Origin of the sequence: Streptosporangium sp. DT93 (assembly GCF_049844535.1) — a bacterium.
GTDB lineage: Bacteria > Actinomycetota > Actinomycetes > Streptosporangiales > Streptosporangiaceae > Streptosporangium.
In genome coordinates, this window is sequence record NZ_JBNCLF010000001.1 from 1,069,559 (window position 1) to 1,083,613 (window position 14,055).

Annotated in this window: 11 protein-coding genes, 1 tRNA gene and 2 pseudogenes; 8 read left to right on the top strand and 6 right to left on the bottom strand. The window is 66.0% G+C overall.

The features are described 5' to 3' along the window. Positions 1 to 832: pseudogene (locus ACLQ2R_RS05150) on the bottom strand (hypothetical protein); the annotation flags it as partial. 755 nt (positions 833 to 1,587) lie between these two features. Between ACLQ2R_RS05150 and ACLQ2R_RS05155 the strand changes: the two are divergent. Together ACLQ2R_RS05155 and ACLQ2R_RS05160 are read left to right on the top strand one after the other, a co-directional pair. Continuing rightward, a complete protein-coding gene (locus tag ACLQ2R_RS05155; protein ID WP_425958111.1) occupies positions 1,588 to 2,016 on the top strand; it encodes a hypothetical protein in 429 nt (142 codons plus the stop codon). After that, the gene (locus tag ACLQ2R_RS05160; protein WP_425958112.1) at positions 2,013 to 5,516 is read left to right on the top strand and encodes a tetratricopeptide repeat protein; all 3,504 of its coding nucleotides are present in this window, start codon (positions 2,013 to 2,015) and stop codon (positions 5,514 to 5,516) included. The genes ACLQ2R_RS05155 and ACLQ2R_RS05160 overlap by 4 nt, the downstream gene beginning before the upstream one ends. An 84-nt stretch (positions 5,517 to 5,600) precedes the next feature. On the opposite strand, the gene ACLQ2R_RS05165 is transcribed toward ACLQ2R_RS05160, so the two are convergent. Further along, positions 5,601 to 6,497, bottom strand: a complete 897-nt coding sequence (locus tag ACLQ2R_RS05165; RefSeq protein ID WP_425958113.1) for an AAA family ATPase — start codon at positions 6,495 to 6,497, stop codon at positions 5,601 to 5,603. Between the two features lie 2 nt (positions 6,498 to 6,499). Beyond that, positions 6,500 to 7,129 (bottom strand): Mu transposase C-terminal domain-containing protein, encoded by a 630-nt coding sequence (locus ACLQ2R_RS05170; RefSeq protein ID WP_425958114.1) that lies wholly within the window; start codon positions 7,127 to 7,129, stop codon positions 6,500 to 6,502. 130 nt (positions 7,130 to 7,259) lie between these two features. Between ACLQ2R_RS05170 and ACLQ2R_RS05175 the strand changes: the two genes are divergently transcribed. After that, complete coding sequence (locus ACLQ2R_RS05175; RefSeq protein WP_425958115.1) at positions 7,260 to 7,733, top strand: hypothetical protein; 474 nt, start codon at positions 7,260 to 7,262, stop codon at positions 7,731 to 7,733. Positions 7,734 to 8,084: 351 nt separating this feature from the next. On the opposite strand, the gene ACLQ2R_RS05180 is transcribed toward ACLQ2R_RS05175, so the two are convergent. Further along, positions 8,085 to 8,426 (bottom strand): GntR family transcriptional regulator, encoded by a 342-nt coding sequence (locus ACLQ2R_RS05180; protein ID WP_425958116.1) that lies wholly within the window; start codon positions 8,424 to 8,426, stop codon positions 8,085 to 8,087. Between the two features lie 699 nt (positions 8,427 to 9,125). Between ACLQ2R_RS05180 and ACLQ2R_RS05185 the strand changes: the two genes are divergently transcribed. The 4 genes and pseudogenes from ACLQ2R_RS05185 to ACLQ2R_RS05200 all read left to right on the top strand — a co-directional run. Next, positions 9,126 to 9,524, top strand: a complete 399-nt coding sequence (locus ACLQ2R_RS05185) for a hypothetical protein (RefSeq protein WP_425958117.1) — start codon at positions 9,126 to 9,128, stop codon at positions 9,522 to 9,524. Next, positions 9,525 to 10,400 (top strand): hypothetical protein, encoded by an 876-nt coding sequence (locus tag ACLQ2R_RS05190; RefSeq protein WP_425958118.1) that lies wholly within the window; start codon positions 9,525 to 9,527, stop codon positions 10,398 to 10,400. 223 nt (positions 10,401 to 10,623) lie between these two features. Further along, a complete protein-coding gene (locus ACLQ2R_RS05195; protein ID WP_425958119.1) occupies positions 10,624 to 10,776 on the top strand; it encodes a hypothetical protein in 153 nt (50 codons plus the stop codon). A gap of 5 nt (positions 10,777 to 10,781) precedes the next feature. After that, a pseudogene (locus ACLQ2R_RS05200) lies at positions 10,782 to 11,894 on the top strand (recombinase family protein); the annotation flags it as partial. A 48-nt stretch (positions 11,895 to 11,942) separates the two neighbouring features. On the opposite strand, the gene ACLQ2R_RS05205 reads toward ACLQ2R_RS05200, so the two are convergent. Both ACLQ2R_RS05205 and ACLQ2R_RS05210 read right to left on the bottom strand, forming a co-directional pair. Beyond that, positions 11,943 to 12,281 carry a hypothetical protein gene (locus tag ACLQ2R_RS05205; protein WP_425958120.1) on the bottom strand — a complete coding sequence of 113 codons (339 nt, stop codon included), beginning with the start codon at positions 12,279 to 12,281 and terminating at the stop codon, positions 11,943 to 11,945. 157 nt (positions 12,282 to 12,438) lie between these two features. Next, positions 12,439 to 12,524, bottom strand: a tRNA-Leu gene (locus ACLQ2R_RS05210). A gap of 166 nt (positions 12,525 to 12,690) precedes the next feature. On the opposite strand from ACLQ2R_RS05210, the gene ACLQ2R_RS05215 reads away from it, so the two are divergent. After that, a complete protein-coding gene (locus tag ACLQ2R_RS05215) occupies positions 12,691 to 13,998 on the top strand; it encodes a M20/M25/M40 family metallo-hydrolase (protein WP_425958121.1) in 1,308 nt (435 codons plus the stop codon). Positions 13,999 to 14,055 lie beyond the last annotated feature (57 nt).

Below are 14,055 nucleotides of genomic sequence, written 5' to 3' on the forward strand. Positions count from 1 at the left end.
GGCCGTCGGGGTGGAAGGCCAGCGCGTACACGGCTCCGGCGTGACCAACCAGTGGGGTGCCGACAGCCTGGCCGGTGGTGGGGTCCCACAACCGCACTGTGTGGTCGTCGCTGCCGGTGGCGAGGAGGTGGCCGTCGGGGTGGAAGGCCAGCGCGTACACGGCTCCGGCGTGACCAACCAGTGGGGTGCCGACAGCCTGGCCGGTGCTCGGGTCCCACAACCGCACTGTGTGGTCGTCGCTGCCGATAGCGAGCAGTTGGCCGTCGGGGTGGAAGGCCAGCGCGTACATAGCCCCGGCGTGGCTGGTGAGGGGCTCTCCGACAGCCTGGCCGGTGGTGGGGTCCCATAGTCGCACTGTGTGGTCGTCGCTGCCGGTGGCGAGGAGATGGCCGTCAGGGCGAAAAGCTACTGCCAAGACGGCCTTGGTGTGGCCAGTGAGGGATTCGGCAGTGGTAAAGCTCATCTCGCCGCAGTCGTCGGGGCGCACAAGAGCGACGGCGTGGTGGCCAGCTGGGGCGGGCGGATCATCGACCGGAATAAGGGCGGTCGCCTGATGATCTTCGGCATCGAGAACAGCGACCCACAGGGCCTTGAACTCCTGGACCTCGCCACCCAATGCCTCTACGACGAGCTCTAACTGGCCCCATCGCGGGTTCTTGGCGCAGCGCAGTACGCCGTGCACGGTGGTGTGGCTGATCCCCTGGGCGCGCCGAGCGATCTCTCGGGTGCTGGGTTTTCCGCTGTGGCGGTGCAGTCGCTGCAACCGGGCTCTTAGTGTGTCAAGGAGGGACGCGGCTGAGTGCGTCGCGGACGGATCGGTCATGGTGCTCATGAGCATTCCAGGCTGTAAAGAAACGTAAAGTGTTTTTTCGTCAATTACTCCAAATTGACTCATCTCGGTGGCGTCCGTCAGATGCTGTATTGATTCGTCCGACCTGTGTAAGAGCTTGGTGGAGATCGTCAGGGGGCTTTCGTCGAGTCCAGGCTGAAGGCACGCCATCCGCTTCCGACGGTGGCCGCGCTATGGCTGACGCCCGCGCCGAACTTGTCACAGTTCACCGGCGCGGCCCCCAGGCGCTCCCCATATGTGAAGGGACACCCACACCGATGATGCCCCACCTGGCTCTGATCGCCTTGATCGCCGTAGTCCTGATCATCGCGCTCGCAGCCGTCTACTTATGCTCGGCCAACCCCGGCCGCCGCACCCGCGCCTGGCGGCTACTCAAGCTCTTGCTCGGCCGCTGACACTCACCACGACCACTTGGAGCTCCTACGTTGGCGATCCCTCTGCCAGTGGCCGTGTTCGGATACGGATAGGTGTGGAGGCGACTCGCCGCTTCCCACCTCCCTGGATGAGTAACATTATCCGGGGAGTCCCGATAGGATCTCCCCGGATAACCACCGGGCGCAGGTGTGACTTTGATCCCTTGATGGCGTCATAGCTTCGGGCGTACGTGCCGCGTCCACCCCAGTTGCTGATCACTGCTTGACGGCATGTTGCGCGTTTATCGCGACCTGTCGGCCAATGAGCCAGCCTCACGCTGTTCCTTGCTGCATTCGAGGTGCGCAGCGTCCAGGTTTGGGTTGATGATGACGGACATGGTGGGGACAGGAACGTCTGGGCGTAGATGGCTGCTGTTGGCGGCCTCGGTGGTGTTGCCGGTCGCGGTGGCGGTGGCCAGCAATCAGATCCTCAACAATGGGGTGTGGAACTGGTGGTGGATCGTCATCGCGGTGGCGCTGACCGCGGCCAGCGCGCTGGTCACCTACGCGTTGACGCGTACAGCCACAACGGACACCGCGCAGGCTGAGCACCCTCCGCCTTCACCCGCGGCTGACCAACCGTCATCCGCCGCGCCGCCGGTCCAGCTCCCGTCGGCACCGGGCAGGCAGACGCAGTTGAACATGCCGTCGGCGGGCGGGATCGTGAATGCGGTCCAGGGTGGCACCATGAACATCCACCACCCCATCACCCCTACCCAACCGCCTGGTGGTGGCGAAGGCTCGCCCACATGACCGACTCGCCCCGGCCCGCCGCGCCTTCGGCCGCCGGAGGTGACGCTAGCGGGCCGCAGGCCGCCAGCCTGGTGCAGGTGAATGCGCCGGGTGCGGGTGGAGTGGTCAACGCGGTGCAGGGCGGAGTGCTGAATGTCTTCCAAGGGAAGCCCGCCTACCACCTGGAGGACTTTCCGGGCGAGCCGCGGCCGGTGCGGCCGGCTCGGGCACGGGCGCAGCCATCGCTATTGTTGCGGGCTGGATCTCGGGTGGTGCCCTTCACCGGTCGGCAGGACGAACTGCGAAGACTGACCGGATGGCGCGACGATGAGGACATGCCCGGCTTGGGGGTCCGGCTGCTGCACGGGCCCAGTGGGCAGGGCAAAACCCGGCTCGCCACGCATTTCGCCGAGCTGTCGCGCCAGGCCGGGTGGCGGGTGTGGCAGGCCACCGCTAACGCGCCGGTCGGTGTCGCCGTCACCGTCGAGGCGGGTGAGCCCGGGCCGAGGCTGCTGGTGGTGGATTACGCCGAGCGGTGGCCGGTACCGGCCTTGTATGAGTTGCTGCAGGAGCCGGTGCTGCAGGCGGGCCGGGTGCGGGTTTTGCTGCTGGCCCGCCCGGCCGGGGTGTGGTGGGACAGCATCGCGGCCTGGATCGAGCGGGTGCTGGACGTCGACGCCGACGCCCAGGTACTGCCGTCGCTGGTCGCCGAACCGGCGATGCGGAAGCGATTGTTCGCCGAAGCGCGCGATCACTTCGCCCGTCATCTTCACCTGCCGTCCGAACAGGCAGTCCCGATCGCCCCTCCCGCCGACCTGGCCGACGATGATGAGTACGCCCAGGTTCTGACCGTGCATATCGCGGCGCTGGCTGCGGTCGATGCGCACCATCACGGTGAGAAGGAACCTGCCGATCCGACGCGCGCCACGGCCTATCTGCTGCGGCGCGAGCGGGAGCATTGGGCCGAGCTGCACCGCCGCCTACCGGAGCCGCTGGCCAGCGACCCAATCACTATGGGCCGCGCGGTTTTCACCGCCGCCTTCACCCGGCCGCTGGCCCGCCCGGATGCGTGGCAAGCGTTGCGGCAGGCCGGGCTGGCCGACAGCACCGAGCAGGCCAACATTCTGCTGGATGACCACAAGTACTGCTATCCGCCCGCGCGCGCCGGCACCGTGCTGGAACCGCTGTACCCCGACCGGCTGGCCGAAGACTTCGCTGCCCTGACCATCCCCGGCCACCCCCTCACCGACATCCCCAGCGACGACTGGGCCGGCCATGCCTTGCCCGGCCTGCTTGCCGCTCCTATGGGGCAAGCCGGCGATGCGCAGGTGCTGCCGTGGACCCGCACAGCGTTGACCATGCTGATCGAGACCGCCCACCGCTGGTCACACGTCGCCACCACCCAGCTGTACCCCCTGCTCACTGCCTGGCCCGAGTTGATGCTGCACGTTGGCAGCGCCGCCCTAACCCGCCTGACCACCCTGCCCCACATCGATCCCGGCCTGCTTCAAGCCATTGAGGCCTACCTGCCAACCGGTCGGCACGTCGATCTGGACATAGGCATGGCCGCGCTGTCTACCCGGCTAACCACACACCGCCTGGCCGCCACCATCGACCCGGCGCAACGGGCCGCCATCCTGGTCGATCACGCCAGCCGCTTGGGCAACGCCGGCCAGCACCAGGCCGCGATGGAAACCAACGAGCAGGCCGTCGCCCTGTACAGCGAACTGGCTGAGCTGAACCGCGACGCTTACCTACCCCACCTGGCCACTGCACTGAACAACCACGCCAACCTGCTGGCGGAGGTAGGACAACGTGCGGAGGCGATGAAGGTCAGCCAGCAGGCCGTCGAGTTTCGTCGCGAGTTGGTGAAGCTGAACCCCGCCGATTACCTGCCCCACCTCGCCGTCTCATTGAATAACCACGCCACCCTCTTGGCGGAGGTGGGGCGGCGCGCCGAGGCGATCGAAGTCAGCCAGCAGGCCACGAAGCTTTACAAGGAACTGGTGGAGCTGAACCGCAGCACCTACCTGCCCGACCTGGCCACCTCGTTGAACAATCACGCTAATCGGCTGGTGGAGGTGGGGCGGCGCGCCGAGGCGATCGAAGTCAGCCAGCAGGCCACGAAGCTCTACAAGGAACTGGTGGAGCTGAACCGCAGCACCTACCTGCCCGACCTGGCGATGTCGCTGACCAACCACGCTAATCGGTTGGCGGAGGTGGGGCGGCGCGCCGAGGCGACCGAGGTCAGCCAGCAGGCCGTCCGTATGTACGGCGAATTGGCTGAGCTGAACCGCGACGCCTTCCTGCCCTACTTCGCCGGCTCACTGGCAAACCATGCCAATCGGATGGTGGAGGTGGGGCAGCGCGCCGAGGCGGTCGAGGTCAGCCAGCAGGCCATGGAGCTCTACGAGGAACTGGGGGAGCTGAACCGCGATCTCTACTCGCCCCACCTGTCCATGTCGTTGAGCAACCACGCTGTTCTTCTAGTGGAGGTGGGACGGCGTAGTGAGGCCGTACCCATCTCGGAGCAGGCCGTCGAGTTTCGTCGCGAGTTGGTGGAGCTGAACCGCGACGCCTACCTGCCCGACCTCGCCAGCTCGCTGAACAACCACGCCAAATTATTGGCGGAGGTGGGACGGCGTAGTGAGGCCGTACCCATCTCGGAGCAGGCCGTCGAGTTTCGTCGCGAGTTGGTGGAGCTGAACCGCGACGCCTACCTGCCCGACCTCGCCAGCTCGCTGAACAACCACGCCATTCGGTTGGTGGAGGTGGGACGGCGCGCCGAGGCGCTGGAGATCAGCTGGCAGGCCAAGGATCTCTGCGAGGAACTGGTGAGGCTCAACCGCGCTGCTTACCTGCCCCGCCTAGCTAAATCGTTGAATAACCACGCCAGTCTGTTGGCGGAGACGGGACAGCATGCCGAGGCGGTCGAGATCAGCCGGCAGGCCGTGAAGCTCTGCGAGGAGTTAGTGGAGCTGAACCGCGACGCCTACCTGCCCGACCTCGCCAGCTCGCTGACCACCTACACCAAACAGTCGGCGAGGGTAGGGCGGCTAGCCGAGGCACTCGAGGCCAGTCAGCAGGCCAGGGAGTTCTGGGAGGAGTTGGTGGAGCTGAACCGCGACGCCTACCTGCCCAACCTCGCCAGCTCGCTGACCAATCTCGCCACTCTTCTAGTGGAGGTGGGACAGTGCGCCGAGGCGCTGGAGGTCAGCCAGCAGGGCGTAAAGCTCAACAGGGAGCTGGTGGAGCTAAACCGTGCTGTCTACCTGCTGGGCTACGTTCGTAGTTGTACTGTTCAAGGGCTGACCCTGTGGCGCGTGGGACGACATGGTGATGCCGTTACGCCACTGGTCGAGACTTTGGCCATCGGCCAAGAACTGCCAGCATACGAACCCGACGTCGTCGGGGCTGCTGTGGGCCTTCTTCGAGATGTATACCGTGCCAGCCCGCAAGAGGTGGCTGACGCGTTCGAATCCCTTACGGGGTTGGCTCTCCCAGCCTGGCTCAAGGAGTGAGCCGTTGCTCCCACTTGCCTCCTGTTTGTGAACGGTCAGCTCGAACGTTGGAAACCAAACCGATTTGTACCGCGAAGACGCCATCTACAGGGAGCCGATGACGAGGGATTCGCGAACGGTCTCGACGACTTCCTTGGTGATGGTGTGCAGGTCGTTGATCTCCAGGATGCGGCCGATTTGGGCGAAGAGGCGTTGAAGAAGCCGGAAGTTGCCGGTGGTGATGCGGTGTACGGCGGCGATGGCTTCGATGTCGGTGAAGTCGTCGGCCGACAAGGGTAGCCCGAGGGCGGCCCAGTGCCGCTGCAGGACGAAGGTGAGCTCGTCGGCGGACAGCGGCCGGTATTCATGGACGAATCCGATGCGGCTGTAGAGCTGGAGGTAGCGGGCGAGACGCTTTTCTATGCCCGGCATGCCGATGAGGATCATGCCGAGGCGGCTGCGGTCGTAGTGGTCGCGCAGTTGTTCCAGGCCGGCGGTCTTGAGTCGGTCGGCTTCGTCGACGATGAGCAGTTCGGCGAAGGGGGTCAGCGCGTGCGGGCTGGTGAAGGTGCGTCGGTCGTAGGGGTCGGGAGCGCGGAGTGTGCCGAAGGTGGTGCTCATGCTGGTGAGCTCTTTGTCGATCAAGCGTGGAGTGGCGCTGACGGGCGGGGTGTAGAGCAGGGTGTGCCAGCCGTGGCGGTCTTGGCCTTCCCCGTCGCGGGCGCGAGATCCCCGCAGGAAGGGCTCGACTTCGCGCCAGTGGGCGTACCGGCGGGCCGACAGGGCCTTGCCCACTCCTGGCGGGCCGTAGCACAGGCCAATGTATTGAGCGCGGCGGACGGCGTCGGCGAACTCGGTGAAGCGGCGATGTTCCTTGGTGGCGATGAAGTCGATCTCATCGATGGGGACGTCGGGGCCGGACAGCTGCGGGCTTGGCAGGGTCCTTTCGACCAGGGCCGCCAGTTCCTGGAAGCGCTCAGATTCGGTGTCGTCCCAGGTCACGGTCAGTCCTCTCGGTACCGCTTGAGTCGCGGCCGAGCCGGAGCCTCCGGGGTCGGCGCCTGGGCGGTGGCGGGGAGGCCGGGAGCGGCGGCTGATTGGTGGGCTTCGATCAGCCGGTCGACGATGCTGGTCCGGTCGGTGATCTGGGAGCGCAGATCGCGGCGGCGCGCGGTACGGGCGGCGGTGATCTCTTTGAGGCCGATAGTGCGGTCGGCCAGTTCCGGGCAGATGGCCCGGCACAGGAAGTGGTCGTGGTGGAAGACGCGGATCTCGGCCATGTCGCGGGGGTCGTAGCGGATGACGACGTCCTCGCCGACGTAGGCGGCCAGTACGGGGTCGAAGTAGCGCAGGGCCTGGAAGTGGATGCCGTCGGGGTGGACCTTGCGGGGTTTGGCCACGGTGAGCAGGAGCAGGTTCAGTTGGTCGAGAGAGTCGGGCATGCGGGGGATGAACGCGCTCTCCTCCCAGCGCTGCTGCGGTGGCGTGCCGGTCTCGCTGTGCGGGGTGACGTTGTAGACATCGCGGATGAAGGTGCTGATTGCGCGGTCCAGGTCGGCCAGGCTGAGGCGGGCCTGGCCGGCGCGGTCGGGGGTGCCGCGGGGTGCGTGGCCGGGCAGGGCTGGCAGGCACATCTGGTTGAAGGTGGAGAAGATCCGCTCCACTTTTGCCGCGGCCGCGCGGCTGGCCGGGTAGGGAGAAGTAGGCGCGGATGCGCAGGTCGGCCATTACCTGTTCCAGGTGGGCCGAGGTGAAGTCGGAGCCGTGGTCGACGTGGAAGGCGTCCAGGATGCCGCACAGGTGCCAGTCCAGCTCGCTCTTGCGCCAGATCGCGTGCCGGAAGGCAAGCGCGGTGGTCAGCGCCGAGGGCGCGGTGAGGTTGACCGCGTAGCCGGCGATGGCCCGGGAGTGGTCGTCTTCGACGACGGTGCGCCAGGGCCGGGCCGGGTTGCCGGACGGGGCGATCACCCACAGATCGAGCTGGGTGTGGTCGGCCAGCCAGATCTGGTTGAGCCGTTCGGCCTCGCGCCGGTACACCAGCTCATACAGCTCCTGGTAGCGGCGCGTTCCCTGTTGGACCAGCACGGTCAGGGCCGGGTCCAGGCCGCGGACGATGGCATACACGGTGGCGTAGCTGGGCACTGGCCAGTTCTGTTTGGCGGCGACCGTGGCGACCTGGCGGTGGATGGTGGCGACGCTCAGCGCTGGACGCTGCAGCGCCAGTCCTTCGATCAGTAGCTGTAGCTCGCCAGGGAGGCGCCTGGTGCCGGCATCGCGGCGGGGATGGTCCCGGAACAGAATCCATGTTCTGTCCTATGCGCCCGCCGCCGTTGCCCCTTTCCGGCTTACTTGGTCTGCCCCTCACTGCCTTTCGCGAGCTCTGGGAGAAGACGCAACCCAGCCGGAACCGTTAAAAACGATCTTCTTCAACGGCGGGCGAGAATCGCGGCCGCCCGAGTCTTCCTCGCAGGCCGATTCGGCTGCTGCCAGGAAGAACCCGGAGCTCCAAGAGGGAGAAATCTCGAAGGTGCGTGGCATTGCACGCGCGACGTTCTGAAGGATGGAGCTCGAAGGGGCGCGTGGAGGGGGTCAGCGGCCTTCGAGGTCTTTCACGCGAGACTCCAGACCTTCTACGCGTTCGGCCAGCCGGCGCACCTCGGTCATCGCCTGCTGAAGTTCGGAGGACGGCTCATCCTGGTCGGGAGTCTTGACCACGTATGTGCCGCGCGTCGATTGCGTGCTGATCAGGCCATCGTGCGCGAGTTCGTCCAAGGCTCGACGGACCGTCTCGACGGCCACGCCGTAGCGCTGGGCCAACTGCCGCCGCGCCGGAAGCCGCTCGCCGAGCTTGAGTCGACCTGCCGCCACCTCTTGACGCAGGTCGTCTGCAATCTGCAGGTAGGCAGGCTGAGGATCGCTGAAATCAGGCACGGACACAACACCAAGGCTAAGCCCTTCAGCTGTACTAGGAAAGCACAGTTGAGCTATACCTAGGTTGAACTAGTACAGTAATGTCTATCTAGACCAAACTGGTCGCCAGGCAAGCAGGAAAGGTGAGCAATCGCCACGGGCTGATGGCTCCGGCCAGGTGTGATGTCGGCCGCGCCCTAGATCGCTAGCCGGATGGATGTGCGCGCATGGCAAACCAGCGGCGCGGCGTGAAGGTGATGAGGGCAGGGGGATCGCGAGGCGCTCAAGCGCGAGGCGAATCTTCTGACTCTCTTGAGTCAAGACCGGCAAAGTGATTTGTGTCATCATGGAAGATACGTCCGCTACGTACGTGATTCCTGGAACACAAGGGGGGGAGGCGTCTGGGGTATCACCAGCAGTTGGGAAGCGGACAGCTGCGCATGTCGGCGTAGCTGAACAGCTCCCGCCAAATCATGAAGTTGGCCCTCTGCAAGTTCACTACAGGAGGACCCGGCGCCTGCACTGCTTGGACGCTCGCCGGCGCCGGGCCTTCCGTCAGACCCACTCGAAGGGAGTAGGTCATGTTCAGCATCCCATCGATCGCGAGCACGGACACCCTAGGGGTGCCTCAATGGCTCATGCGTCGACTGCTGACTCTTGTCACCACTCTGACGGGACGCAGGCATCTTGACAAGATCTCGGCGATCGGAGTCAACGCCGATGGCTGACACCGTTTGGCTGTCGTCAGATGGCCCCCATGGTGACGACTACACCAGCGAGGTCGCCGCAGCCGTGTCCGAAGCCGTCCGGGTCCTCAACCACGCCACGCTCTCCCATGTCGGCGTCACCTATCCGTCCACCGTGTACGACGTCCTCGGCCGTATCGGCATTTCGACAGCCGGGCTTGACCAACTGCTGGGGCAACTCGGCGAGGCGTTGCGGCGCATGAAGGAATCCGGACAACTGGGTGACGACCATGGCGACCCCGACGAGCGTCTTGACAAGGCTCTGTCAGAACTTACGGCGGCCCGGAAGACAGCACGTGACCTCGCGCTCCGAATCGACCGTGCCTTCAACACCACGGCCGCTCTGCATCTGACAGACAGAGGCAGGCACTAGATGAAGCGGGAAGGGCTGTACTTCGACGACCGATTCCCGACTCGGAGGCAGGTAGCAGGCCTGTCGGACGCCGCGTTTCGTATACATTTCACAGCGATCTTCTGGTGTGCCCACAACCTGACCGACGGTGCGGTACTCCAGGAAGACCTGATCGACGTGTGTCCGCGAGTGCGGAAGCCGCTGCGCTTCATCGCCGAACTCGTGTCCCGGGGTACCTGGCATCCGCCTGGCGAAGAGTGTCCCTCCGATCTTTGCCCGGCGCCTGTGGCGAAGGGGTGGGTGATCCATGACTTCTTCGCATTCGTGCCCGCTAAGGAGCGGGTGGAGAAAGAGCGGAAAGCCAACGCCGAGCGGCAGAAAAGGTGGCGAGACAGGCGACGCGACCGGACCGAGCCACACGCCGTCGACGGTGGCGTTGGTAACGCCAAACGTAACGCGTTACTAACGCCACGCAGTTCCGTCCAGTCCCCGAAGGGGACTAGGACGGAAGAAGATGAAGAAAATCAGTCATCTTCTCGTCGTAACGCGCGTGCCTGGGCGAACGACGACGACTCCGTCGATCGCGGTATCGTCCAGCTCCTGGCTGAGTTGACCGGCCGCGAGATCCGCCTCCTCGACGCGGCCGCGATTCGCCACACGATCCTCGACGGCCGGTCCGTCAAGCATCGAAGTCGCTACGTGGCCAAGGCAATCGAGCAAGACCCCGACAAGTTCTTGCCTGTGGTCGAGGGCGTCGAGCCCAGTCCGTCGCTGAGAATCGCCCCAGACTGGTGCGGTCACTGTGACGAGCGCACCCGGCAGAAGGAACTTAGCGACAACACTGTGGCGCGCTGCCCGGCGTGCCACCCACTCGTGGCTAAGAGACCTGCGTCATGACCAGACGCAAAGCACTGTCCTGCTTGAGAAAGCACCGCAGGCAGCCCGTGCTTTCGACGTCACGGAAACATCCGGCCCGCTGCCCTGCCGAGGTGCCAGCCGCAACGTGCGGATCTACGCCAAGGTACGGCGGCAAAGCGGCCCCGACTCCAGTACCGCCAAGCACGTCGCCGGGGCCGTACCCCTACCCGCCAGCAACGAACGCATAGGAGCGCCTCTCATCATGACCGCATCCACCACCCGTAAACAGCGGACTCCGCACATCGTCTTACCCGGTGGACCGCCCCGCCTGACGCCCAGCGCCGCCACGGAACTGCTCGCCATCCTGCTGGAGGCTCACCAAACCATGATCGTCAACCGCCCCAACGTCGCATAGGACCCATGAACACCATCCGCTTCGCCTTCTACGGCCGAGTCTCCACCGAGGACAAGCAAGATCCCCAGTCCTCGCGAGGCTGGCAGATCACCCGCTCCCGCGCGCTCATCGAGTCGCGCGGGGGCGTGATCGTCACCGAGTTCTTCGACGTCGACAAGTCCCGCTCGATCCCCTGGCAGCGCCGCCCGCACGCGGCGGCGCTGCTCGCCGAACTACGCAACCCCGACCGCGGCTTCGACGCGGTGGTGATCGGCGAGCCGCAACGAGCCTTCTACGGCAACCAGTACGGCCTGACCTTTCCCGTCTTCGAGCACTTCAGGGTTCCGCTCTGGGTGCCCGAGGTGGGCGGCCCCATCGACCCGAACAACGAGGCCCATGACCTGGTCATGAGTGTGTTCGGCGGTATGAGCAAAGGTGAGCGCAACCGCATCAAGATCCGCGTGCGCAGTGCCATGTCAGCCCAAGCCCAGATGGAAGGCCGCTTTCTGGGAGGTCGGCCGCCTTATGGCTACCGGCTGGCCGATGCGGGCCCACACCCCAATCCGGCCAAGGCGGCCGACGGCAAGCGTGCTCACCGGCTGGAGCTTGATCCCGTCGCCGCGCCCGTGGTGGAAGAGATCTTCGCGGTCTTCCTCGACGGCTACGGCCTGTTCGCCATTGCCGAGAGACTGACCCGCAACGAGATTCCCAGCCCATCAGCTCACGATCCGGATCGGAACCGTCACCGCTCCGGCATCGCCTGGTCCAAGAGCGCGGTGCGCGCCATCTTGACCAACCCCCGCTACACCGGCCACCAGGTGTGGAACCGCCAGCGCAAGGACGAGGTCCTCATCGATGTGGACGACGTCGGCCTGGGCCACACCACGAAGCTCAGGTGGAACTCCAAGCAGGACTGGGTCTGGTCGAAGGCAGTCGTTCACCCGCCGATCGTGTCCACGGAGGACTTCGACGCCGTGCAGATGACACTGACGGGGCGAGGTGATCGCCACACCGACAAGACCCGCAAGCGCACCCCCAAGCCGTACCAGCTCCGGGGGCTGCTGTACTGCGGTGTCTGCGACCGCAGAATGCAGGGCCAATGGGTCAACGACGCGGCCTACTACCGCTGCCGCTTCCCCGAGGAGTACGCCCTGGCCAACCACCTCATGCATCCCCGCAACGTCTACCTACGAGAGGACCGCGTCGTCCCGCGACTGGACCGCTGGCTCGGCCGGCTGTTCGCGCCCCACAACGTCGATCACACTCTCGACGTTTTGGCGGCCGCACAGGACGTGACACCGCCCGAGGCCCAAGCACTCGCTGTGGCACGCCGCCAGATCACCGAGTGCGACCGCAAGCTCGCCCAGCATCGGGCTGCCCTTGAGGCGGGCGCAGACCCGGCGCTCGTCGCCGGATGGATCCAGGAAGAGCTTGTCCGCAAGACCGCGGCCGAGCAACGCCTCGGCCGCGCGCACGTACTGCCTCAGAGGCGGATGGGGCGTGATGAGCTGGCGGAGATCACGCACAGGCTTGGAGACATGGTGCGAGTTCTCTCGAATGCCGACCCGATCCGGAAGGCCAAGATCTACACGAACATCGGACTGCGGTTAATCTACCATCCGTCAAAACAGAAAGTCCTGGTCACGTCTGCACATGACCAGGACCCCATAGGCGACCGGTTTGTGTCCGAGGGGGGACTTGAACCCCCATGCCCCGTAAAGGGCACTAGCACCTCAAGCTAGCGCGTCTGCCTATTCCGCCACCCGGACGTGGCGCCTGCACGAGAGATCGTCATCCCGCGTCGGCGGACTTAGGTTAGCAAACTCTTGGGCGTGCGTCATATCGGTAAGAGTCCAGGTCCGGCCCGGGGTGCCGCGACAAGGGCCGCGACGGCAGGATGGGAGGTGACGCCCACCCAACCCCGAGGAGCCCCACATGACCGCGATCAACGCCGAGGACGAGGTCGCCGGGCTGTGCCGTGACCTGATCAGGATCGACTCGACCAACGCGGGGGACAACACGGGCCCCGGCGAGCGGGCCGCCGCCGAGTACGTGGCCGGGAAACTCGCCGAGGTGGGGCTGGAGCCGCGGATCCTGGAGTCGGACGACCGCCGGGCCAACGTGATCGCCCGCGTCGCGGGAGAGGACCCCTCGCGGGACGCGCTGCTGCTCCACGGCCACCTGGACGTCGTCCCGTTCGACGCCGACGACTGGACCCGGCACCCGCTCAGCGGGGAGATCGCCGACGGCTGCGTCTGGGGACGCGGCGCCGTCGACATGAAGAACATGGACGCGATGATCCTCGCGGTCGTACGGCAGCGGCTCAGCGAGGGACGCCGCCCGCCGCGGGACGTGGTGCTGGCGTTCACCGCCGACGAGGAGGCCGGCGGCAACTACGGCGCGCAGTGGCTGGTCGACGAGCACAAGGACCTGTTCGACGGGTGCTCGGAGGCGATCGGCGAGGTCGGCGGGTTCAGCGTCACCGTCGACGAGGCGCGCAGGCTCTACCTGATCGAGGCCGCGGAGAAGGGCATCGCCTGGATGCGCCTGACCGCTACCGGCCGGGCCGGGCACGGGTCGATGCTCAACGCCGAGAACGCGGTCACCGAGCTGGCCGAGGCCGTGGGGCGCATCGGCCGCTACGAGTGGCCGCTGCGGATGACGCGGACGGTCGAGGTGTTCCTGCGCGAGACCGCCGGGGCGCTGAAGCTGGATCTCGACCTGGACGACCCCGAGAAGACCGTCGCCAAGCTGGGGCCGCTGGCACGGATGATCGGTGCCACCCTGCGCAACACCGCCAACCCCACGATGCTGGACGCCGGCTACAAGGCGAACGTGATCCCGCAGACCGCGACCGCGCACGTGGACGGCCGCTTCCTGCCGGGGTACGAGGAGGAGTTCTTCGCGACGCTCGACGAACTGCTCGGCCCCAACGTGACCAGGGAGTTCGTCTACCACGACATCGCGGTCGAGACCGGGTTCGACGGGCCGCTGGTGCGCGCGATGGCCGATGCCCTCGTCGCCGAGGACCCGGGCGCGCTGGCGGTTCCGTACACGCTCTCCGGGGGCACGGACCTGAAGGCGTTCAGCCGTCTGGGCATGCGGGGATTCGGGTTCGCGCCGCTGAGGCTCCCCGCGGACCTGGACTTCTCCGGGATGTTCCATGGGGTGGACGAGAGGGTTCCGGTGGATTCGCTCCAGTTCGGGGTGCGGGTTCTTGACCGCTTCCTGGACGGTTGCTGAGGTGTTCCGGGGAAAACCGTTGCGTTGACGCCGCGTGGTGCTAGCGTGACTCTCCGT